The organism is Cohnella phaseoli (genome assembly GCF_003386235.1).
Lineage (GTDB): Bacteria > Bacillota > Bacilli > Paenibacillales > Paenibacillaceae > Cohnella > Cohnella phaseoli.
Map to the genome: position 1 here is coordinate 87492 of NZ_QRDZ01000006.1, position 22303 is coordinate 109794.

18 protein-coding genes are annotated in these 22303 nt (G+C 54.7%); 14 read left to right on the forward strand and 4 right to left on the reverse strand.

What is annotated here, in order from left to right; translation table 11 throughout:
* Positions 1-44: 44 nt before the first annotated feature.
* The 5 genes from DFP98_RS09635 to DFP98_RS09655 all read left to right on the forward strand — a co-directional run bounded on the left by DFP98_RS09635 (position 45) and on the right by DFP98_RS09655 (position 5658).
* Entirely contained in the window at positions 45-929 is an 885-nt protein-coding gene (locus DFP98_RS09635; protein ID WP_116060374.1) for a carbohydrate ABC transporter permease, read from the forward strand.
* A 10-nt stretch (positions 930-939) separates the two neighbouring features.
* A complete protein-coding gene (locus DFP98_RS09640) occupies positions 940-1767 on the forward strand; it encodes a carbohydrate ABC transporter permease (protein ID WP_116060375.1) in 828 nt (275 codons plus the stop codon).
* Between the two features lie 42 nt (positions 1768-1809).
* Positions 1810-3015, forward strand: a complete 1206-nt coding sequence (locus DFP98_RS09645; RefSeq protein ID WP_116060376.1) for an MFS transporter — start codon at positions 1810-1812, stop codon at positions 3013-3015.
* A gap of 15 nt (positions 3016-3030) precedes the next feature.
* Positions 3031-3966, forward strand: coding sequence for a carbohydrate kinase family protein (locus DFP98_RS09650; RefSeq protein WP_116060377.1), 936 nt, complete (start codon positions 3031-3033; stop codon positions 3964-3966).
* Between the two features lie 147 nt (positions 3967-4113).
* A complete protein-coding gene (locus DFP98_RS09655) occupies positions 4114-5658 on the forward strand; it encodes a right-handed parallel beta-helix repeat-containing protein (protein ID WP_116060378.1) in 1545 nt (514 codons plus the stop codon).
* 88 nt (positions 5659-5746) lie between these two features.
* Here DFP98_RS09655 and DFP98_RS09660 read toward each other — a convergent pair whose 3' ends face one another.
* From DFP98_RS09660 to DFP98_RS09670, 3 genes are all read right to left on the reverse strand, one after another.
* Complete coding sequence (locus DFP98_RS09660) at positions 5747-8050, reverse strand: glycoside hydrolase family 65 protein (RefSeq protein WP_116060379.1); 2304 nt, start codon at positions 8048-8050, stop codon at positions 5747-5749.
* Positions 8051-8257: 207 nt separating this feature from the next.
* Positions 8258-8752, reverse strand: coding sequence for a DinB family protein (locus tag DFP98_RS09665; RefSeq protein WP_116060380.1), 495 nt, complete (start codon positions 8750-8752; stop codon positions 8258-8260).
* 36 nt (positions 8753-8788) lie between these two features.
* The gene (locus DFP98_RS09670; RefSeq protein ID WP_116060381.1) at positions 8789-9862 is read right to left on the reverse strand and encodes a lactonase family protein; all 1074 of its coding nucleotides are present in this window, start codon (positions 9860-9862) and stop codon (positions 8789-8791) included.
* Positions 9863-10179: 317 nt separating this feature from the next.
* Between DFP98_RS09670 and DFP98_RS09675 the strand changes: the two genes are divergently transcribed.
* The 9 genes from DFP98_RS09675 (at position 10180) to DFP98_RS09715 (ending at position 19923) form a co-directional block, all read left to right on the forward strand.
* Entirely contained in the window at positions 10180-11151 is a 972-nt protein-coding gene (locus DFP98_RS09675) for an ATP-binding cassette domain-containing protein (protein ID WP_116060382.1), read from the forward strand.
* Positions 11148-11963, forward strand: a complete 816-nt coding sequence (locus DFP98_RS09680; protein ID WP_116060383.1) for an ABC transporter permease — start codon at positions 11148-11150, stop codon at positions 11961-11963. The genes DFP98_RS09675 and DFP98_RS09680 overlap by 4 nt, the downstream gene beginning before the upstream one ends.
* Positions 11964-12217: 254 nt before the next feature.
* Positions 12218-12838 carry a hypothetical protein gene (locus DFP98_RS09685; RefSeq protein ID WP_116060384.1) on the forward strand — a complete coding sequence of 207 codons (621 nt, stop codon included), beginning with the start codon at positions 12218-12220 and terminating at the stop codon, positions 12836-12838.
* Between the two features lie 21 nt (positions 12839-12859).
* A complete protein-coding gene (locus tag DFP98_RS09690; protein ID WP_116060385.1) occupies positions 12860-13078 on the forward strand; it encodes a cold-inducible protein YdjO-related protein in 219 nt (72 codons plus the stop codon).
* Between the two features lie 459 nt (positions 13079-13537).
* Positions 13538-14512, forward strand: coding sequence for an iron-hydroxamate ABC transporter substrate-binding protein (locus DFP98_RS09695; RefSeq protein ID WP_116060386.1), 975 nt, complete (start codon positions 13538-13540; stop codon positions 14510-14512).
* 152 nt (positions 14513-14664) lie between these two features.
* A complete protein-coding gene (locus DFP98_RS09700) occupies positions 14665-15327 on the forward strand; it encodes a TetR/AcrR family transcriptional regulator (RefSeq protein WP_116060387.1) in 663 nt (220 codons plus the stop codon).
* A gap of 10 nt (positions 15328-15337) precedes the next feature.
* Positions 15338-17680, forward strand: coding sequence for an ABC transporter permease (locus tag DFP98_RS09705; RefSeq protein WP_116060388.1), 2343 nt, complete (start codon positions 15338-15340; stop codon positions 17678-17680).
* A 39-nt stretch (positions 17681-17719) separates the two neighbouring features.
* Entirely contained in the window at positions 17720-18487 is a 768-nt protein-coding gene (locus tag DFP98_RS09710; RefSeq protein WP_116060389.1) for an ABC transporter ATP-binding protein, read from the forward strand.
* Between the two features lie 161 nt (positions 18488-18648).
* On the forward strand, positions 18649-19923 hold the full coding sequence (locus DFP98_RS09715; protein ID WP_116060390.1) for a hypothetical protein: 1275 nt from the start codon (positions 18649-18651) through the stop codon (positions 19921-19923).
* A 39-nt stretch (positions 19924-19962) separates the two neighbouring features.
* Here DFP98_RS09715 and DFP98_RS09720 read toward each other — a convergent pair whose 3' ends face one another.
* Positions 19963-22131, reverse strand: a complete 2169-nt coding sequence (locus DFP98_RS09720) for an EAL domain-containing protein (protein ID WP_116060391.1) — start codon at positions 22129-22131, stop codon at positions 19963-19965.
* Between the last annotated feature and the right edge of the window lie 172 nt (positions 22132-22303).

The following is a 22303-nucleotide window of genomic DNA, read 5'->3' on the forward strand; positions in this document are numbered from 1 at the left end:
CGGGCGAGCGGCTTCCCGGCGCTTAGATTTGGAGGCGACTACAGATGTCCAAACAGCAAGTGTCGGAACGAAGGTTTATCTTCCTATCGCTGACGCCGATTGTCCTGTTATTTTTGGTGTTCTCCGTCATACCCATCGGAATCGGCACCGTATTGATGCTTTTCGATTATTCGCCGTTATCCTCGTCTGTTCCATTCGCGGGCCTGAAGCATATTCGGGAGCTTCTGTCCGACGAGATGTTCTATAAATCTCTGCGCGTCACCTTCACTTTCGTAGCGGTGGCCATTCCGGCGAATATCGCCTTTACGCTGCTTATTGCCATAGGCATTAACAAGATTCGCGGCCGTTTCTGGAAAAACAGCTTTCGCACGATGTTTTTCCTTCCCGCAATCGCACCGTTGGCCGGCTCCGCCGTCATCTGGACAACGATGTTCAACGCCGACAGCGGAGTCGTGAACATGGCTCTCGGCATGCTCGGATTGCCTTCCGTCGATTGGCTGACGGATCCTTCCACAGCGCTTCTGTCCATTATTATTATGACGTTGTGGGCCGACGTTGGGTATAACATCGTGCTGTTCATGGCTGGACTCGACTCGATTCCCGAATCGCTCTACGAAGCGGCGGAATTGGACGGAGCCTCTCCCTGGCATGTGTTTTGGAGCATCACGCTTCCCATGCTTAGCCGTACCATGCTGTTTGTGTTCATTATGACCAGCATCTCTTATTTTCAGATGTTCCCCCAGTTCCAGATCATGACCAAGGGCGGACCGCTTTACGAAACCTACGTGCTGGCTCTCAACATTTACGACCAGGCCTTCACGTACATGAATATGAGCTATGCGTCTGCTATGGCATTCGTCATGCTGATCATTATCCTTGTTCTGACCCTGATCCAGATGCGGATCGGCAGATCTCAGTGGGAGCATTAAGGAGGGCGACATGCGGACGAAAAAATGGAAATGGTCGTATATGCTGCTATTTACGACTTTGTTGATCGGGTCTTTGCTTATGTTCGTGCCCTACCTGTGGATGATACTGACCTCGTTCAAGAGCAATTCGGAAATATTGACCGCCTCCAATCATCTGCTGCCTCAGGAGCCGACGCTGTCGGGCTACAAAAAAGTGCTTGGAGAGGTGCCTTTTTTTCGCTGGTTCCTGAACAGCTTGTCGACTTCGGCCATCGTTACGATCGGAGCGATGTTCACCAGCGCGTTGGCCGGCTATATCTTCGCCAAATTCCGTTTCCGGGGCAAACGCTTGCTGTTCGTCGTTATTCTGGCGACGATGATGGTTCCTTTTCAAATCGTGATGGTGCCGACCTACATCATCATCTCCAAGCTGAACCTGGTTAACGATCTGTCGGCGATCGTCATTCCTTATCTTGTGAGCGCATTCGGCGTTTTCCTGGCGAAGCAATTCATCGAGGCGATTCCGAACGAATTGATCGAAGCCGCCCGCATGGATGGAGCGTCCGAATTCCGTACGTTCTGGTCGCTTGTTCTTCCGCAGATCAAGCCGGCGTTGTCGGCGCTCGCGATCTTCTCGTTCATGGCTGCATGGAACAACTATTTATGGCCGTTGATTATTTTGAATGAAGAGTCGAAGATGACCGTTCCGCTTGCGCTCGTATTTTTCAACGGGCAAAATGTCGTGAACTATAACGTGGTCATGTCGGCGGCGGTGCTGATCATGATTCCTGTGGTCATCATCTTCCTCATCTTCCAGAAGCAATTCATCAAAGGACTGACGATGACCGGATTTAAGTGAAACCGGTTGATCGTTCGTCCCAGTTCCAGGGGAGCTTGACGCATGGTTATTCGGAAGGAACGCATGCCACGGGAGGCGGCCTTGGCTTTGGCGATGCACGGGCTGTTTATTTTCGGAAGCTCGGTATCTCTGACGTTCTTCAACATTTATTTTCTGCGGCTGAGCGAATCGTTTGCGCTTAATCTCATTTACAATGCGCTCTTCTACGCATTGACGCCGCTCGGATTCTGGATCGGGGGCTGGTTCGCGAAACGCTATGATCGGCTGCATACTCTGAGAATCAGCCTGATTCTGCACATGATGTTTTTCGTGCTTATTCTGACGCTTGGCGACGGAATTATCGAGGTTTACGGTGCGATCGCGCTTTGCCAAGGGCTTGCCGTCGGATTCTACTGGGCCGGTATTCTGGTGCTGCTGTACGACGTGTCGGCCAAGATGAATCGAGTCCGATATGTCGGCATCAGCACGGTCATGCTGACAGGGGCCGGCTTGATCGGTCCTCTCGCGGGCGGATGGCTGATCGGCGGAAGCGCGAGATTAACCGGCTATCTGTATGCCTTTGGCTTAACCTTGGCGGTGTTCGCGGCAGTGTTCGCGATCTCCCTCTTTATCGGCAAGCTGCCCTCAAGGCGAAGACGTTATTTGCTTGGCTTGACCGGGGCGATGGCTCGGCGAAACTCGCAATGGGCAAAGCTGCTAGGGCTGTGGTTCTGCACCGGATTTCTGGAAGGACTCACGCTCTTCATTCCGGCGCTGCTGCTCTACGAGGTGTTCGAACGCGAGAATGTCGTCAGCATTGCGCTGGCGGCGACATCGCTCGTCTCGGTAGCGTCGAGCTTTTACATGTCCCGCAAGGGGACGATGGAACGCGCTCCCGTCTATATGGGGGTGTGCTCCTTCGGCATCGCGCTTGGCGCGCTGCTCCTGTCCGGAGGGACGGGGACGGTACAGGCTCTTGTGTTTTTGGTCGTTGTCGCCTGTCTGAATCCGGTCTATCACAATACGTTTATTTCCCGCTTTTTTGCCGAGACGGACAAGCTGCCGCTGAAGGGGGCGTTTCGGATCGAATCCGTCGTCCTGTACGAATCGCTGCTGAACTTCGGCCGGGTCGTCCCCTTGGTCGTTCTGCTTCCATTCGCCGACTCGCTGCGGGCGGAGGCGCTCTGGATCGCGTTCGCTTGCGCGGGAGCTCTGCAAGGCGCCGCGGTGTGGCTGACATTTCGAAAAACAAAGCATTCCACGAATTAGAGAGAGGGAACTGATATGAGCAAAGTCGTCTACATTGTAGGGGAACTGAATCCCGATGCGATACTGTCCGGGCCGGACGTGAAGCCGGAGCCGAACAAGGAAAAGCTGATCGAGCATTTCGAGCTGACGCTCGGTTCCTCATCGGCCATAACCGCGTGCGTGCTCGCCCGATTGGGCGTGGAGGTAAGGTTTGTCTCCATCGCAGGCAATGACGAGTACGGTCGCTTCTGCATCGAGCAGCTAAAACAATATGGCGTCAACACCGATTACGTGGCGATTACGGATCGGGAGAAGACCGGCGTTACCTTCTCGTTGTCCAATCCGACGGACCGTTCGCTGTTGACCTACATGGGTACGATTCCTTTAGTGGAACCGAGTCTTATTCCTCTAACCGAAATTGCCCGCGAAGCAGATCATCTTCATTTCGGCTCGTTCTTCCTGCAGGAGGGTATGAAGCCGCATTGGCAAGAGGTGTTCCGTCAAGTTAGGCAGGCGGGGGTGACGACCAGTTTCGATACCGGATATGATCCGCATGAGCGCTGGGATCGCGAGATCATTGCTTCGCTGTTGGCTCATACCGATTATTTCATACCGAGCGAGACGGAGGCCGAGCATATTTTCGGGTCCTCGGACCCTGAAGAGCTGGCGAACGCCCTTCCTGAGAAACGGGGGTTCGTAGCTTTGAAGCGCGGCGGCGAGGGGGCGTCTTTGCTGCCGTCTTCGGGGGCATGGATTCACGCCGAAGCGTATCGCGTATCGCCGATCGATACGACAGGCGCGGGAGACTCCTTCAACGCCGGATTTCTATACGCGCGCTTGCACAAAGCGTCGGCCGAGGAATGTCTCCGTTTCGCGTCGGCCTGCGGCGCAATGGCGACCCTTCGCATAGGAGGCGTTAAAGGAGCGCCCACGGCGGACGAAGTGCTGCAGTTTATTGCGGGACGGCGTTGAGCGATACATTCGCGGATACGGCGAGACTGCACCGATAGGGAAGGGAGGTGATGCCGACCTGGGCAAGGTTGGTTCGATCGCAGCTTGAGCGACTTCATGCAGACGGTAAACCGGCTTTAAAAAACGGCGAATGGGAGATGAATGAGGATGAAGAAGTGGATGGTCTTGCTTGCGGCAATGATGGTAGTACTCGGAATTTCTTCGGCTGTAACGTCAGATCACCGAGTCTATGCTGCCGGCGCGGATTATTACGTATCGACCACCGGAAGCGACGCCAATGCCGGGACGAGCACGTCGACAGCCTGGAAAACGCTACAGCATGCCGCCAATACCGTTCCGGCAGGAAGCACGGTACACGTAATGGGAGGCGTATACAATCAGAAGCTGAAAATCACCCGATCGGGCACCGCTTCGGCCGGACCGATCACCTTCCAGAATTACGCTTCGCAGGCGGCCATTCTGGACGGGACGGGGCTGAGCGTAGCCTCCGAAGACAGCCTGATTGAGATCAAGGATGCCAGCTATATCGTCGTCAAAGGCTTTGAAATCCGCAATTTTCAGACGAGTACGAAGAACAGAGTGCCAATGGGCATCCAGATCCACGGTGCGGGCAGCCAAATCGAAATTCGCAACAACAAAATTCACGATATTAAAAATACGGCAACGCTAGGCTCGAATCTGGCAGGTCGCGATGCCCACGGAATTGCCGTATATGGAACGAAGGCTCCTGCCTCTCTGAACAATTTGACCATAGACGGGAACGAGCTGTACAATCTGGTGCTCGGCTCCAGCGAATCGCTGGTCGTTAACGGCAATGTCGATACTTTCTATATTACAAACAATCTGATCCACGACAATGACAACATCGGCATCGATCTGATCGGCTTCGAGGGGACCGCCCCTTCTACGGCTTACGATCAGGCTAGAAATGGCACTGTCAGAGGGAATACTGTCTACAACATCACGACCAATTACAATCCTTCGTATGGACGTACGCTTCCCAACGGCGAGTATGGCGCAGACGGCATTTACGTGGACGGCGGCAAGGACAGCCTTATCGAGGGGAACTACAGCTACAACAACGATATCGGCATCGAAATCGCCAGCGAGCATGCCGGCAAGTCGACCAGCGGAATTACCGTTCGCAACAATTTTGTCTACAACAACAATTATACGGGGATCGCGATGGGGGGCTACGATACCGGGCGAGGCTCTACCGTCAATTGCACGATTGTAGGGAACACCCTGTACAAGAACGATACGAAGGGTTTAAACGGCGGGCAGCTTCTCATTCAATACGATACGAAGAACAATATCGTAAAGAACAATATTATGGTGGCCAGCTCCAGCAATATTCTGTTCTTTAACGACTATACGCTCAACAGCGGGAATGTCATCGACTACAATCTGTTTGATGCTCCGGGCGGCTCGGCCGGGGCCAAGTGGCGCTGGAAGGGCGTGACCTACACCGGGTTCTCCGCCTACAAGACGGCGAGCGGCAACGATGCCAACTCTTTGTTCACCGATCCGCTCTTGGTGAGTGCCTCAACCGGAGATTTGCATCTGACGGCGTCTTCCCCGGCCATCAATGCGGGAGTAATCGATCTGTCTATTATCGGGACCTCCGATATAGACGGAGACGCACGAGTGCAAGGGTCCAGCGTTGATATTGGAGCGGACGAGCACTCGTAAAAGCTTTATTAAATGAAGACGCCCGCAACCGATTTGTAACGATCGGTTGCGGGCGTCTTATTTTTCCCAGCAGGCTTCTCCATGAGAATTATTGCCCAACAAGCTGTTCAAGCTCGAACGTCATGCCCGTGGAGTCGATGCTGCAGCTACGCCCATAGATCGCAATGTCCACCGGATTGCCGGAGACGACCTTAATGGAAACGCGTTGTTTGTCGACTTCCACGAGCAACTTGGATTCCTTGTAGGAGACCGGGAAGCTATAGCCGTCCCAGCGCGCAGGAAGGGTAGGGCGGAACGAGAGACGCCCGCCGTCGGAGCGCATGCCCCCGAAGCCGTAGACGATGTTCATCCAAGCGGCGGCGATGGAGGTTGTATGCAGGCCCTCACGCGTATTGCGGTTGTAGTTGTCCAGATCGAGCCGAGTCGCAAATTCGAAAAAGCTGTAGGCCTCCGCTTCCTTCCCGATCTCCGCGGCCAGAATGGAGTGGATGGAAGGGGAGAGCGAGGACTCATGGATGCAGCGCGATTCGTAATACTCGTAGTTGGCGATTTTCTCGGCTATCGTGTAGTCTCCGCTGTATAGGAACATGAACATGAGCACATCCGGCTGCTTGATCATGTCGTATCGGTACAGACGATCGTACGACCAATGCGAATAGAGCGGAAATTCCGTCACCGGAATCGAATGAATGTCGAGATGGGGCATATCGAAGAAACCGTCGTGCTCCTCGTAAATGCCGGTCTCGGGGTCCTGCGGAATTTTCATTTTCTCCGCTTTGCTTCGCCAATCCACTTGCTCTTCCGCGGTCAGGTCAAGCCGCTCGGCCAGCGCTTGGAACGCTTCTTCGGCTTCCCCGGACATGCGGTCGATGACTTCCAGCGTATACTCGAACAGCTTTTTCGCCATCAGGTTCAGATAGCAGTTGTTGTTGACCATGAGCTGAAATTCGTCCGGCCCCATGACGCCGAAATAGCCGTACAAGCCGGTCTTCTGCCCCCATTGACCACGAGTGGCGTAGAAGCGGCTAATTTGAATGAGCATTTCCAGTCCCTTGTCATAGAGGAAATCGAGATCATCCGTCATGCTCGCATAGTGGCGGATACCGTATGCGACGGCCGTGCCCACATGCAGCTGAAGATTCGAATGCTGCCAGAGATCGCAGCTTTCCGTGCCGTCGATTGTCGCGATCGGGTAGAAGGCGCCGGCGCAGTCCAACTCCTTCGCGCGTGCCAGCGCATGGGGCAGCGATTTGTAGCGGAATTCAAGCAGACTTTTGGCGGCCCGCGAATTGTTGAAAATATAGAAAGGCAAGCAATAGGACTCGGTATCCCAGAAGGCGAGACCTCTATACGCTTCTCCCGTCAAGCCTTTAGCGCCGATGTTGAAGCCCGGGTTGTCGCCGTGGTACGTCTGATACAGGTTGAAAATGCAGAAGCGGATGCCCTGTTGATTGTCGGGATCGCCCTCAATGACGATGTCAGACTCCTTCCATACGTTCTCCCAATAATTCGCCTGGCTCTGCTCCAGCTCCTCGTAGCTCGCGCCGACGTAAGCTTTTGCTTGCTGCAGCCCAGCGCTCCACAGCCGATCGTTCGTCACCGACAGCTCCTTCTCCGCGCAGTTAAAGACGAATTTATCGAAGGTTGACGCTTCGCCTTGCGTCAGCCGGATCGTCACGTCCTGCCCGATAAAACGTTCAGCCTCGACCGGCTTCGTCTGCACTGCATTCGGCACGTCCATCGCAAAGCCGGAATACAGCCGATTTTTCGTCCCGGTCGTTTCGCCGAGCATCGCCGTTACGCCTTCCTCCCAGCCGTGGCGAACGCTCTGCCAGAAGCAGCGGCCTTGATCCTCATGTACGACGGAGAAATCGAGCCCCGTTCGAACGTCGACCTGGCCGGAGAAGTTAAGCGGCTCGAATGAGATCCGCTGGCAGCCGAGGTTGGATACGTTCATGCTGACGAATCTTTCGAACGTTAAGCGAAGCTGCTTGCCGTCGGCCAGATGCCAGACGAAGCTGCGCACATATTTGCCGCGCTTGAAATCAAGCTCTCTCCGGAAGTCGCTGAACGGGCTTGTCGCAAGGTCCAGCGCCTCGCCGTTGACGTTGATTCTCACATACAGCCAGTCCACGGCGCTGACCATAAAGCGCAGAAATCGGATAATGCCTTTGTAATGCGCCGCTACCTTGATTTCCTCGAATAACCCGTTAAAGTAGCTACCGATCAGCGAATCGCCGCTGTAGCCCTCCTCGGGATAAGCCCGAACGCCCATATATTCGTTGCCAAGGGAAAATATCGATTCCGAGACGCGATTTCTGCCCGGGTCAAAGCCGTCTTCGACGACCTTCCACGTGTCTACGACAAGATACCTGTCCGCTACTTTTGCCACTTCGATCCGCTCCTCTATATGCTTGGAATCCCATACATGGATTAGAATAGGGCATTCGGAGCAAGGAACGAAGGCTTATCGTTAAGCATTTTATGTGTATTTATACCGAAAATGGCGGGGACACGATTTATTGTGTGACGTTGGTGCGCCGAAGAAAAAAAGCCGCAGAAATCGGCTTTTATGCCGATCTCTGCGACCTGTGTATTTTTATTTGCCCTCTTCGTCGGCAGAAGGACCGTAAAGGCCCGGCACCGGGATGTCAAGCAGCCGCAGGTACACTCCGAGCTGCGCCCGATGATGGACCATGTGGCTCAAGCCGAAGGTGCGAAGCGCAAGCGCCCGCGGTTGACGCTGTATAATATGGTCGCCGTTGCGCAAGGTCCATTCCTGTCCGAGTGCGTCCTCGTCGCATTCGGCTAACAGCTTTTCAAGCTTGGCGACGTTTGCGTCGAATTCCTCCAGCACTTCTTCACGTCTTTGCAGAGCTTCGCGCCGAACCGGCACGGCAGAAAGATCAAATTCCGGTTGAAGGAGAATCGCGATTTGCCAGTTCAACAGATTGATCAGGTGCGTCGCCAATCCGCCCAATGTCATCGATTTCGAATGCGGCTGCCAAGACATGTGCTCCTCCGGCAAACGCTCCAGAATACGGCGCGTAACGTTAAGCTCATGCAAGGCGTCTCCGACGATTAGTTGTTTCACCGCAGCTTCACGCTCCTCTATTGGTTTGACACATATTTATCCGAACGTCGCAAAGCGAACGCAGACCGGCTTGGACACTTCAAGCTCAATGCCGGTCGGCTGCAACTGGCCGCTCTCGGCATCGCGCGCGAACGTCACGATGTGGTTGCCGTCGCGATTGGCGACGAGCACGAACCGTCCATCCGGAGAGACGGCGAAATTGCGGGGATGGCCGCCTAATGTCGGCGCGTGCTGCACAAGGGTCAAGCGGCCGTCCGCCGCATCGACGCGATATACGGCGATGCTGTCGTGTCCGCGATTGGAGCCGTACAGAAACTTGCCGTCCGGTGACAGATGGATATCCGCGCAGACATTGTCCCCTTGCCACGTATCCGGGAGCGTGGAAATCGTCTGCGCAACGCTCAGTGTCCCCGTATCCGCGTCGAACGCGTAGACGGTAATCGTGCCGTTCAGCTCGTTAATGCCGTAGCCGTACGGAAGCTGAGGATGGAAGACGAAGTGGCGCGGCCCCGATCCGGGAGCAATGCTTGTCTCGCTCCGAAGGGATAGCGATTCGTCCGCCGAATCGATCCGGTAGACGAACACCTTGTCCAATCCGAGATCGGAGACGACCGCATAGCGGTTCTGACGGTCGACGATGACCGAATGGACTCTTGCTTGGGATTGGACGGGCAGGACGCTGTTCCCCTCATGCCGATAAACTCCGGCCGAAGGGCCGATTCGTCCGTCGCTTAGAATAGGCGAGACGCCTAACAAACCGCCGTGATAGCTCGCCGTGAAAGCCAGTCGGCTCGTACGATCAAGCTCGATATGGCAAGTTGTCGCAGGCGTCGTGAGCTCCTCGTTCAGCTTCCGCAAGCGCCCTTCGGACGCATCGAAGCGGAATGCAGCGGCAGCGCCGCAGCGCCGTCCTTCCGCGTCCGCTCCCTCGGTAATGGCATAAATCGTCCCCATATTCTCGTTCGGTACGAGGAATGTCGGATTGGGCAGGCCGTCGGCACGATCCACGATCGTCAATCGCCCGTTTTGTTCGTCGTAAGAGCAGGCGTATAGGCCGGGGCCGTCTTCGCTCGCGTAAGAGCCGATAAAGGCAAATGTTCGATTATTCATTCGAATGGCACCTCCAAGTACACGTCTATCTAGAACTGCATTTTATCACGATTTGCAAGAGAGCGCATGCGAAAAAACAGCGCAAAGCCTTAAAGCAGTCTCTTCACTCTTCCGTACCGTATCCTTCTCCTCGCTCCGATTGGCCTCGCCGGGAAAACTCCTCCTCCTCAAGACCGATTCGCAAACCATGCTGCGGGCGGTTTAATGCCGGTTCGCCGCTTTTTACAATAGAAACAGAAAATCAATCGATGTTCATACTCAGTTCATAAACGTACGTTATTTTTCTAAGTGTTGAGCCAATACAAGGAGGAAGCGAAATGTATAAAAATAACGAATGGGCCGTCGAGGCGCACGGACTCGTTAAGGTGTTCGGCGATAATCGGGCCGTAGACGGAGTAGACTTGAAGGTGCGGGCAGGTTCGATATACGGCGTGCTCGGACCGAACGGCGCGGGCAAAACGACCACGATCCGCATGCTGGCCACGCTGCTGCGGCCGGATGCAGGATCGGCGCGCGTGTTCGGCTACGACGCGGTCAAGGAATCGCAAATTGTTCGCCAATTAATCGGAGTGACCGGACAGTATGCTTCGGTAGACGAGTCGCTTAGCGCGACCGAAAATTTAATTATTTTCTCCCGGCTGCTCGGACTGGGACGGGCGGAATCCAAAGCCAAGGCGGAGGAGCTGCTTGAGGAATTCGGCTTGACGGAAGCGGCGAAGCGTCCGCTCAAAAACTTCTCGGGAGGGATGCGCCGCCGTCTCGACTTGGCGGCAAGCCTGATCGCCCAGCCGCCGCTCATCTTCCTGGATGAGCCGACGACCGGCCTCGATCCGCGCACTCGCGCACAAATGTGGGAGACGATTCGCCGACTGGTGAAGACGGGCTCGACCGTTCTGCTCACGACGCAATATCTCGACGAAGCGGACCAATTGGCCGACCGGATCGCGGTCATCGACCGCGGGCACGTCGTCGCCGAGGGCACCGTTGACGAGTTGAAGACGTCTGTCGGCACTTCATCGCTGCATTTGCGCGTGGAGCAGGCGACGGACGTTCCGGAGGCTCGGCGCACGGTCGAGCAAGTGCTTCAAGCCGTATCCGGCGTATCTTCGGAAGCCGGCGTCATCACCGCGCCGATGGCGAATGCCGATCTGGTGACCGATTTGCTAGTCGCGCTCCGCGCCAAAGGGATTCGCCTGGCCGAGATGAGCGTGCAGAAGCCGACGCTTGACGAGGTATTCCTTACGATTACAGGCGAAGGCGTCAAAGAAAAAGAGGAGGTTAGCGCATGAGAACCGCATCCGTTAAAGCGGGACCCGCCCGTCAATTGAAAAACCATACGAGCTTCGGGCAATCGGTGCGCCATTCGTTAACGATGGCCTACAGAGGCCTGCTGAAAATCCGACGCACGCCCGAACAGCTTTTCGACGTTACGCTGCAGCCGATTTTGTTCACGCTGATGTTTACTTACATTTTCGGCGGGGCAATCTCGGGCGACGTGGTCAGCTACTTGCCCGTCATTATTCCGGGCATACTTGTACAGACCGTCATTACAACCTCGATCGTGACCGGCGTGCAATTGCGCGAGGATATGGACAAAGGCGTGTTCGACCGGTTCAAGTCGCTGCCGATCGCGCGGATCGCGCCTCTGGCCGGTGCCTTGCTGGCTGACACGATCCGCTATACGATCGCCACCGTGCTTACCTTTTCCATGGGTTATCTGATGGGTTATCGTCCGGACGGAGGTTTGGGGAGCGTCGCTCTTGCGGCGGTGCTGGTCATTTTCTGTTCGTGGGCGATCAGTTGGATTTTCGCATTTTTCGGCGTCATCGCTCGCACCGCCTCAAGCGTGCAGGGGATTTCAATGATTGTGCTGTTTCCGCTCACGTTTCTGTCCAACGCCTTCGTGCCGGTAGAGACGATGCCGAAGTGGCTGCAATGGTTCGTCAACATCAATCCGGTCTCGCATCTCGTAACGGCCGTCCGCGAGCTGGCGAACTCCGGAACGGTAGGCTGGGATCTCGGCATTTCTTTGCTCGGAGCCGCCGTCATCGTCGCGATTTTCGCGCCGATCACCGTTCGTGCTTATATGCGCCGGACGTAACTTCCTGTAGGCGGAATACAGGACAGGCGAACCCCAAACGTCCCGCTCTCATTCCAGGAGAATGAAGACGGGACGTTTGTCGATTCCGCCATTTATTGGACGGAAATGTTTCGAAGCCTGCTGTATATCGCCTGCACAAGGGCGATGCACGCTCTGACGCTGACGTTTTATGGGATCCGTTCTCCGCTGTTCGGATGATCGTCAGGTGAACATCTTCGCAATTCGTGGTATGATGAGAAACGGGTGAGCAGACAATGAACAATAATGAGACAACGAACGCGGCAAACGACGGCCAAGAGACAAACCAAGAAGAGAAATTTGCCGAACTGGTCAAGGCGGTCCATCATAACGGCCTTGTCGCGCTAAGAATGCACTTCGAGCATGTGGAAGGGCAAGTGTTAAACCAGGACGTTTACGGCCCTGTGTTTGTTTTTCAAGTGAAGGACGAGGAGAACGACGGCTACGAATGCGGCTTTTTCCTGCGCGAGCTGGTCGCCAAGTTCCAAGGAGGAGGCAATCCTTCGGAATGGATGGCGTCGTTTTTCATCGAACTAATGAAAACCAAAGGGGGCAAACCGTTCCCTAAGCCGCCTGCCGACGAAGCCGAAGCCAGAGGGCTGATTGACAACGTGCTCGTTCCGCAATGCATCAAGGCGGTTACCGAGGAATTTGCTCCAGAGCAGGTACATGCAGGCTTGGCTTGGAATCAGGAGCACGGCCCCGTATTTGAAACCGGATTCCCGTCGATTCGCGACGGCAATAATGTATGCGCAATTCCCCTTCATCTTCTGTTTACGCACATGCTTCTGAATCGGGATCCTTCAGATATGCTGTTGCAGGGTCTCTACAAAATCAAAGAAGAGCATGGGCTATAAGCACGAGGTGAAAGCACACGAATGGAAACCGTTAAACCTGAATTGTCGCCGGTGCCGATCTGGCGCTGCCGAAACTCCGAATGCAAAGTATGGATCCGAGAGGAGCTGGCATCGTCCGCTTCCCCGGAATGCCCGATGTGCAAAGGCGCTATGATGCGGGGCATCAAGCATTTGCCGAAGCTGGTCAACAAGCACAAGAGCGCCCGCAAGCCTAAGAGCGACGCGGACGCTTGGAAATAACCTCCTCGACGGCTGCACTTATTCTTATCGTTAAACAAAAAAGCCTTCTCCGTCTCTGTGGCTTACGCCGCCGGATGGGAAGGCTTTTTTTTACGGCTTTACATCCTCTACCTATAGTCTCGTAGCGTCCAGTTTTTCCATTTAGGTGCCGGGGTTGGTCAATCCCGCTTATATCTATTCGACTGCGTAAAGGTCTGGCGGACCGTTTTCATCTTGGCGGTGACCTCGTCGTAAGTGTGCTCTTGTGCGCGACACGGTCGGCCCAATTATTTTGCGGAGGGCATACCTGTTCAAGGATCGGGGCCGATGCTCCATGGACAGCGCCAAGTTCCAGAGCATCTTGACAATTCGTCAGCAATCGATATGATATTATAGTGTAGTTTGAAAATGATTCTCATTGTCAATTATGTCCAATCCATTGCTTTATGTTGAAGTTTTATAGTCGAGGGGAGTTCAATCATGAAAAAAGTTTTTTTGCCTGTCATTTTAATGTTTGTTCTGATTATTAGCGCATGCGGAGGCAAGCAATCCTCCGAGCCAAGCCATGCCGGCGCTTCGTCAAGCGCCGCTCCGGAGGGCAGCGCTCCGGCAAGCAGCGAAGCTGCGAGTCAGAACCCAAGCTCCGGAACCGTCACCTACGAATCCGAGAACGGTCCCGTGGAGATTCCGGCCAACCCGCAGCGGATTATCGGCTTGACGAACGCGCCGAACATTATTTCCTTGGGCGGGCAATTGGTAGGCGTGGACGAGTGGACGAAGAAAAATCCGCTGTTCACCGATAAATTAGCCTCGGTAGAGACGGTATCCGATGCCGATCTGGAGAAGATTATCGAGCTTGAGCCCGATCTGATCATTGCCGGCTCCTGGATGAGCAACCTCGACAAGATGAGCGAGATCGCCCCTACCATTATATATACGTGGGGCAAGCTGGACTATTTGGCGCAGCAGCTCGAAATCGGCAAGCTGCTCAACAAGGAAGCGGAGACGCAGGCGTGGATCGACGATTTTACCAGCCGCGCCAAAGCGGCGGGAGAAGCGATCAAAGCGAAGCACGGTGCCGACGTAACCGTGTCCGTGCTGGAATACGATGCGAAGGATTTCTATGTATTCGGCAACAATTGGGCGCGCGGAACCGAAATTTTGTACCAGGCGATGGGGCTGAAGATGACCGATAAGGTAGAAGCGGACGCTCTCGGGCCTGGCTACTACACGCTGTCCCTTGAAGTTATTCCCGAATATGCCGGAGATTTTATCGTCTTGAGCAAAAGTAGTACTGGAGACAACGCGTTTCTGAATTCGGAGACGTGGAAAAATATCCCGGCCGTGAAAGACGGCAAAGTGATCGAGATCGATACGGAAGCCTCTTCGTACAGCGATCCGACGACGCTCGAATATTTGCTGGACATTTTCAAAAAAGGATTTCTGGAAAACTAACGAATCAGACGCAGCCGCTCTCCTTCGTCCTATGGACGCAGGGGAGCGGTTTTTCTATGAAGGGTTATTGACGGGCGGACTGGTAAAATGTTACTATCACTCATAGACCGACGGTCGGTCTAATGAAGAGGAATCATTCGGAGGGAACGTTAATGAGAGTCTCCAAGAAGCCCGAGGAAAGGAAAAACGAAATTCTGGATGCCGCCGAAAGGCTGTTTGCGATTAAAGGCTATTCTCGCGCGACGATTAACGATATTTTGCACGAGGTTGGGATCGCCAAGGGAACGTTCTATTATCACTTCCAGTCGAAAGAGGAAGTAATGGATGCGATCGTGATGCGGTATATCGAATCGGGGGTGGAGGCGGCCAAAGCAATCGCCGCAGACACTACGCTGACCGCCCATGAGAAAATGTTTCGGATCGTTGCGTCCGGCGGCCCGGAAACGGGGGGGAAGGAACGGATGATCGAGCAGCTTCACCAGGTCGATAATGCGCAGATGCATCAGAAAAGCCTGGTGGAGACCATCGTCCGCCTTGTGCCCGTACTGACGGAAATTATCGAGCAGGGGATAAAGGAAGGAGTTTTTCATACGCAGTACCCGCGTGAAACGGTGGAGTTTCTGCTTGTATCGTCGCAGTTTCTGTTCGATGAAGGCATCTTTCAGTGGGAGCCGGAGGAGCTGGCGAAGAAGGCGACCGCTTTCGCCGCCGTCATGGAATCGACTCTGGGGGCGGAGCGGGGCAGCTTCGCTTATATGATGGGCGTAGTAACGAAAGAGACGAACGGTCCGGCCGCAGTCGGGGAAGGGAGCTGACGTCAAGAAGATGCTTATTCGGATGCTGAGAAGGGATTGGCTTCGCAACAAAAGCATTTCCGCGGCTTTGCTTGTGTTTATCGCGCTATCGGCGCTGCTCGCTTCCAGCGGAGCGAATATGATCGCCGAGTTGTCCAACTCGCTCGGAGCGCTGTTCGCCAAATCCGGCGTGCCGCACTACGTGCAGATGCATGCCGGAGAAGTCGATCGTGCGTATATCGATCGGTGGGCGCGGGACAACAGCCTTGTTCGGCAGCATCAGACCGCCGAGATGATCAGAATCGAAGACGCTCATCTTGCGCTGGGCGATAAATCGACGGTCGGAAGCGGCGGTGTAATGGACCATTACTTCGTCCGCCAGAATCCTTACTTCGACCTGCTGCTTAATCTGGACAGCCAAGTGATACAGGTAAAACGGGGAGAGGTTGCGGTCCCGATTTATTACAAGCAGCGCGACGGTCTGGAAATTGGAGACAAGGTGCGGATCGCCGCCCAAGGCTTCGACATGGAGCTTACCGTCTCCGAATTTGTCCGGGATGTGCAGATGAATCCTTCCATTATTCATTCGAAGCGTTTTGTCGTCGACGAAAGGGATTTTGCCCGGCTTAACGGCAGCGGAATCGGAGAGCGGGAATATTTGATTGAATTTCAACTGAAGGATGCCGCCAAGCTTGGCGAATTTAGAACCGCATACGAGACGTCGAGCTTGCCGAAGCTGGGGCCGGCTATCGACCATACGCTGTTCCGCACGCTGAACGCATTGACGGACGGGCTGCTCGCGGCCGTCATTCTTCTGGTCAGCTTCTTGATCGGGGCGATTGCGATTCTATGCCTGAGATTTACGATTCTTGCGGCGATCGAAGAGGATTACCGGGAGATCGGCGTTATGAAGGCGATCGGGATCGCACCCAAAGAGATTCGCAAGCTCTATTTGCTGAAATACGTGATGACGGCCGCAATCGCATCCGTTATCGGCTATGCGACGTCGCTGCTGCTTCATCCGCTGTTTACCCGCAACATTATGCTTTATATCGGCACAGCACCGAAGGGGCCGGCGCTACAGCTCGTTCCAATTGCCGCCGCTTTCTTTATTTTCGCCATCGTCGTTTTGTTTTGCATGTTGACTTTAAGGCGGTTTAATCGGATTTCGGCAGTGGAAGCGCTGCGCTCCGGAACGGCGGGGGAAGCGCGGCCGTCCGGAACGAAACCGTCGCTGCACAGAAGCAGAACCCTCAGCGTCCCGTTGTTTCTCGCCGTCAAGGATATCGTCGGCCGCTTTAAGATGTATCGGATGCTGCTATTCGTCTTTATAATCAGCTCGTTTATTATGCTTGTGCCGATCAACTTTTTTCATACGGTGCAATCTCCCGACTTTAACAACTATATGGGCATCGAGAAGAGCGATCTGCGTATCGATCTGCAGCACGCCGGCTCAGCCGAGGACGACTATGAGCGCATACTCGGGCAGCTGAAGAACGACAGCGACGTGGAGCGCTACGCCGCGGTGCTCGTCGGCTCGTTCAAGACGATCGGCGCCGAAGGCGCGCTTGAGAATATGACCGTGGAAACCGGGGACTTCACGACGTTCCAGCTGGAATATTTGCAGGGAGCGGCACCGTCGCGGGCCGACGAGATCGCGCTCTCCTATTTGAACGGCCAAGAAATGGAGAAGAAGGTGGGCGATCCGATCCTGCTTATCGTGGACGGTCGGGAAACAACGCTTAAGGTGAGCGGCATCTATCAAGACGTAACGAACGGGGGCCGCACGGCCAAGGCGGCGCTGCCCGTTCGGCCCGAAACGGTGCTTCGCTACGAGCTTGCCGTCGATCTGAAACCCGGGGTGGACGTCGCCGCCAAGAGGGAGCAGTACGCGCAGGAGATGAATCCGGCGAAGGTGACCGATCTGGCCGGCTACATGGCGCAGACGTTCGGCAATACGATCGATCAGCTCAGGCTCGTCACGAGAGTGGCCACGGCCGTCGCTTTGCTCGTATCGGCGCTCATTACGGCGCTGTTCCTGAAGATGGCCGTAGCCAAGGACGCCGGTCAAATCGCAATTATGAGGAGCATCGGTTTCTCGCTGAGGCATCTCCGCATCCAGTATGCGACGAGGGCGCTAATCGTGCTTGCCGTCGGCATCGCCGTAGGAACCGTGCTCTCCAATACGGCGGGACAGAGCGTTGCGGGATTCGCCATGTCGTTTATGGGAGCCGCGCGCATTCAATTCGCCATCGATCCGCTTCAGGCTTACGTGCTGTATCCGCTTCTGCTGCTTGCCGCCGTATCCGTTACGGCGCTTGTCAGCCTCGTATCGATCAGGAAAATGAACATATCGGAGATGAATGCGACCTAGGGCGTGTATGCATACACGCCCTAACAAGGAGGAATTGCGATGGGAGTGCTGTTGGAAGCGAAAGAGTTAAGCAAATCGTATGCAAGCGGCCCCAATGACGGACAACAGGCGCTGAAAAAAGTGAACCTGCAAGTTCGCAAGGGCGAATTTATAGCGGTAATGGGGCCGTCGGGCTCGGGCAAGTCTACGCTGCTTTATAGCTTGAGCGGCATGGATCGAGCCAGCTCCGGCAGCGTAACGTTTGGCGGCGAGGAAATCTCCTCGTACTCCGAGAAGCGGCTGTCCGAGCTAAGGCTGGAGAAAATGGGGTTTATTTTTCAACACATCCATCTGCTTAAAAACTTGACCCTCTTCGACAACATCGTTTTGTCCGCTTATCTGGCCAAGCGCAGCAGCCGCAAGGAGATTAACTCAAGAGCGCTGGAATATATGCGGAAGTCAGGCATTGCCGAGCTAGCCGGCAAGAACATTACGCAGGCGTCGGGAGGGCAGCTGCAGCGAGCCGCCATCTGTCGGGCGCTGATCAATCAGCCGGAAATCGTGTTCGGAGACGAGCCGACCGGCGCGCTTAATTCCAAAACCGCGGGAGAGATAATGGACCTGCTCGCCGATATCAATGAATCCGGTACGACGATTTTGCTTGTGACCCACGATGTTAAGGTAGCGGCGAAGACGGAGCGCATTCTGTTTATGCTGGACGGCTCTCTTGTAGCCGAGCGTCGGCTCGGCAAGCTTAAGAAGGAAAAACAGGACGGCAGGGCAAGGGAAGAGGAGCTTACCGGCTGGCTGGCGAGCCTGGGACTGTAACGACGAGAGGGAGGAGGCAGGAAGATGCCGCAATCGGGAACGGAGCAAGCCGAAGGGGAGCGCGATTTATTTCTGGATTTTTTGGAAATCTTCTAAACTTTTTCCCAATTCGCCGCGTCTTAATATAAGAAGAAATCACATACCGGCGGAGGGCGGAAATCGTGTCCATTGATCTCGGCAAAACCAGGGCATTCGCATTAATCGGACTCATCACCGGCGGGCTGCTACTGGCATCCTGTTCCGATAGAAATATAAACCTAAGCCCGGCGGCAGTCGGCGAATCTCTATCGCAGGAAGAGGGACCTGCAGCAGGTGCTGCGACTAATGTCGCGCACGAGCAGCCGATCCCTGGGGACGAGGAGACTTTTCAGACCTATGTACTGGCCTCGATTCCCGAGCGGAGCATCTATCTGTTCGCCGAAGAGAATGGCGTTACACTGCAAGTCGGCGATCTCACGCGGCAGTACGATTGGATTTACATGACTCCGCGCGGAATAGAGCCCAGGCTGAAGATTGGGGACTTCGATGCCGATGGCCAGGACGAGTTGGCCGTTAATCTATATATCGGGTCGGGAACGGGAATTTCCGTAGAGGAGCTGCACGTCGTCGAGCTTGACGATCTCCGCGATTATCCGCTGTCGGTGGACGACGTCAGATCCCAGATCGATCAAGCGATCGACAGGCTGAAGGCAAGCCATGACATTCCTGGCCGGTATGCGGACAAGGAATTGTCGTTCGGGAATTGGATTGGCTACGAAATAGCCGGAGCGGGGCTGCAGGTCGTAATAGGGCTAGGCGTTCCGGAACAGGGGGCGATGCCCGAATACATCGGCGAGCTGACTGCAGAAGTCGGCTATAAGGAAGGAAAATACGAGTTAACGGATTTTCGTTTCGTCGAGGATGAACAGGCAGCGGCTTCCCATGGGGAGAGCGGGTTAGCGGAGCTGGGCGTGAACAACGAATCGGCGGAATCGCCGGACGGCAAGTATGTGGTCGAAGCCTATGGCGTAAATGAGGGTATCGCCGCGGGCGGCTTGCATCCCGCGGAAGGGATCCGACTCGTGAAAGCAAGCTCAGGGGAAGAGCTATGGTCGACTATGGGGTACTACAGTCATTCCTTTGTCTGGTCCCCGAACAGCCGTTATGCGGCCGTATCCTATGAGGCTCGCACTTGGGGAGGAACGATTGTGATCGATGCGCGGGATGGCTCGGAAATCGAACTGCCGGATCTCGAAGCGCTGCGGCGGGAATGGGGCGGGGAGACGACGGTGAACGAGCACCGTTCCGACCCGCTGTTCCGGTCCGAGGAATGGCTGGACGATCGCAGGCTGCGCGTGTCGTTCGAATGGTTCGGGGCTAATGGCGAAGGTTACTCCGGGGAATACGTCTACGACGTCCCCGGAGGCAAGCTTCTCGAACTACGTCCCAACGCTTAAACGATCTTGAATAAGCCTATTTTTCGCCGCGATATTGGTTCAATCTCCAACGCTTCTCGTCAAAATGCGGAAGGTGTTCGAAACATCGTGTTCTTCGATCGGCCTGCTGTAATGGAAGCCTTGATGGATCGTACAGCCGAATCCGTTCAAAATTTTCGCAGTATCCTCGTTTTCAACGCCTTCGGCGATTGTCTGCAGCTGGAGGCTTTCGGTCAGTGCCGCAATCGTTTTGACGATGGAATGATTGTATACGTTAGAGCAAATATCCATGATGAAGGAGCGATCGATCTTCAAGCAATCGAGAGGAAACTCCTTAATCCACCGGAGCGAGCTGTAGCCTGTGCCGAAATCGTCCATGGCGAGCTTGACGCCGATGTCTTTCAGCCCCCGCATCGTTGCGATTGTCGTCTGTGCATCCATCGCCATGCTCTCGGTAATTTCCAGCTCAAGCAGATTAGGGTTCATCCCCGTATCGTTAAGAATGTGCTTAACGGTAGCGCACAGATGAACGTCGGCAAATTGCTTGGAGGACAGATTGACGGCGATTTTCAGAGGAGAGTCCGTCTCCGCATGCAGCTGCTTGCCGAAGCGGCATGCTTGCTGCAGCACCCATTCTCCGATTTCGATAATGCAATCGGACTCTTCCGCGATCGGGATGAACTCGACCGGAGACACGTCGCCAAGAAGCGGATTTCTCCAACGGATCAGGCTTTCGAAGCCGATTACATTCCCGTTGAGGCAATCGTATTGAGGCTGATAGACGAGTCGAAGCTCCTGCCGTTCGATCGCTTTCTTAAGCTGCAGCTCGATCTGAACCCGGCGTTTGATCTGCTCGTTCAGCGAAGGCTCCCAGAACTTCATCTGATGGCCGCCCTGTTTGCGGGCGACGTACATCGCATTCTCCGCATTGGCGAGCAGCTCGTACGCGCCGTATCCGCTCGCCTCCCCGGAGAAGAGCCCCATGCTGATGCGCATGGGAAGCTGTTGATCGTCCAGCGAGATCGGCTTTATCAAGCTCTGGAAGATGGCTTCTGCGAGCAGTCGGCTGGACTTCTCGCTGCTTGAAGTATAAGCGCACACGAATTCGTCTCCGCCGATGCGCGCCGTATAGAAGTGTTTCTCGTACAGCCCGCAGTTTTCGATGCGCCTGGCGATGATCTGCAAAATACGATCGCCTACGTTACGACCGAACACATCGTTAACGACTTTGAAGTGATCGAGATCGATCGAAGCGATCGTAAGAAGCGATTGCGTCTGACGGATCGTTTCGTCCAGCCAGCGCATGAGAGAGGATCGGTTGGGAAGCTTGGTCAGCGCGTCGTTGTCCCGAAGGAAGACGACTCTCTGCTCCATCTGGCGCTGCGGGCTGATGTCGAAGCTGACCATCAGAATGCTCATCACCTCTCCGTCCCGGAAGACAGGGCGAAGATGGGTCAGCAGATAAAGGCCTTTCCACTGCATCTCGTAGCTGATCAGCTTTTCTCCGTTCCAGGCCTGATTGTAGAAGGCGGATTGATAACGCGCCAGCTCCTGGGAGAACAGCTCGACGGTATCTTTGCCGGCCAACTGGGAAGAGGGCATTCCGAACAAGCTCAACAGCTCGCCTTCGCCGAACATGCATATGTATTTTCCGTTTGTGCGGCACAGCTTCAAAATAAGGCCGCGCTGCCCTCGCAGCGTTCCTCGCAGTTCTTCGTGCACGATCGTCAAATCTTCTTCGATTTTGACTAAATGTGAAAACGATTCCAAAATAAGTTGGTGATTTTGCTCTTGAATTTTAAACAATTGGTCGGATATGGGTTTGTATTTCTGCTTCATAGCGACTTTGCAGCGCAGCAGAAAATTTTCTTCGTGAAGCCCTTCGTCCGTCGGTTGCAGGAGCAGGTCCTTGAAATAGAAGTCGGAAGCTCCGCTATCCAGCGATTCCAGTGCGTACTCCGATCCTTCGTCGGTATAGCTGCTGACCATAATGACGGGAACGGGGCAATCGTGCATAATTTGCTTCAATGCCGTCAGCCCGTCCATAACCGGCATCTCGATGTCCATCGTCACGAGATCGGGGCGCTTCGAAACGATCATCTCGATCGCTTCCAATCCGTTTCTCGCTTCTCCGACTACGATGAAGCTGTCGTCCTTGGCAAATAGCTTGGTCAGAATGCTGCGCACCAAGCTAGAGTCATCCACGATGAGAACCTTATAGGGCGTCATGGGCCACCTCTCCCGGCTTACGATTTCGTCTATTGAAGCTACATCTGGTTGCCGACAAAATCCATTTTCCCACAAATTTATTAGTTTTTTTGCCGAAAGTTTTAAAAAAGTGTTAGGAAAGTGTGAGCGTGCATGCGATAGCGGTTTCGTGTGTCGGATAATTCAAGCTTCT

Excerpts from the sequence above, each read along its gene's own strand:
- DFP98_RS09635 (WP_116060374.1), top strand. The coding sequence starts at position 45 with ATGTCCAAACAGCAAGTGTCGGAACGAAGGTTTATCTTCCTATCGCTG.
- DFP98_RS09640 (WP_116060375.1), top strand. The coding sequence starts at position 940 with ATGCGGACGAAAAAATGGAAATGGTCGTATATGCTGCTATTTACGACT.
- DFP98_RS09645 (WP_116060376.1), top strand. The coding sequence starts at position 1,810 with ATGGTTATTCGGAAGGAACGCATGCCACGGGAGGCGGCCTTGGCTTTG.
- DFP98_RS09650 (WP_116060377.1), top strand. The coding sequence starts at position 3,031 with ATGAGCAAAGTCGTCTACATTGTAGGGGAACTGAATCCCGATGCGATA.
- DFP98_RS09655 (WP_116060378.1), top strand. The coding sequence starts at position 4,114 with ATGAAGAAGTGGATGGTCTTGCTTGCGGCAATGATGGTAGTACTCGGA.
- DFP98_RS09670 (WP_116060381.1), bottom strand. The coding sequence starts at position 9,862 with ATGAATAATCGAACATTTGCCTTTATCGGCTCTTACGCGAGCGAAGAC.
- DFP98_RS09675 (WP_116060382.1), top strand. The coding sequence starts at position 10,180 with ATGTATAAAAATAACGAATGGGCCGTCGAGGCGCACGGACTCGTTAAG.
- DFP98_RS09680 (WP_116060383.1), top strand. The coding sequence starts at position 11,148 with ATGAGAACCGCATCCGTTAAAGCGGGACCCGCCCGTCAATTGAAAAAC.
- DFP98_RS09685 (WP_116060384.1), top strand. The coding sequence starts at position 12,218 with ATGAACAATAATGAGACAACGAACGCGGCAAACGACGGCCAAGAGACA.
- DFP98_RS09690 (WP_116060385.1), top strand. The coding sequence starts at position 12,860 with ATGGAAACCGTTAAACCTGAATTGTCGCCGGTGCCGATCTGGCGCTGC.
- DFP98_RS09695 (WP_116060386.1), top strand. The coding sequence starts at position 13,538 with ATGAAAAAAGTTTTTTTGCCTGTCATTTTAATGTTTGTTCTGATTATT.
- DFP98_RS09700 (WP_116060387.1), top strand. The coding sequence starts at position 14,665 with ATGAGAGTCTCCAAGAAGCCCGAGGAAAGGAAAAACGAAATTCTGGAT.
- DFP98_RS09705 (WP_116060388.1), top strand. The coding sequence starts at position 15,338 with ATGCTTATTCGGATGCTGAGAAGGGATTGGCTTCGCAACAAAAGCATT.
- DFP98_RS09710 (WP_116060389.1), top strand. The coding sequence starts at position 17,720 with ATGGGAGTGCTGTTGGAAGCGAAAGAGTTAAGCAAATCGTATGCAAGC.
- DFP98_RS09720 (WP_116060391.1), bottom strand. The coding sequence starts at position 22,131 with ATGACGCCCTATAAGGTTCTCATCGTGGATGACTCTAGCTTGGTGCGC.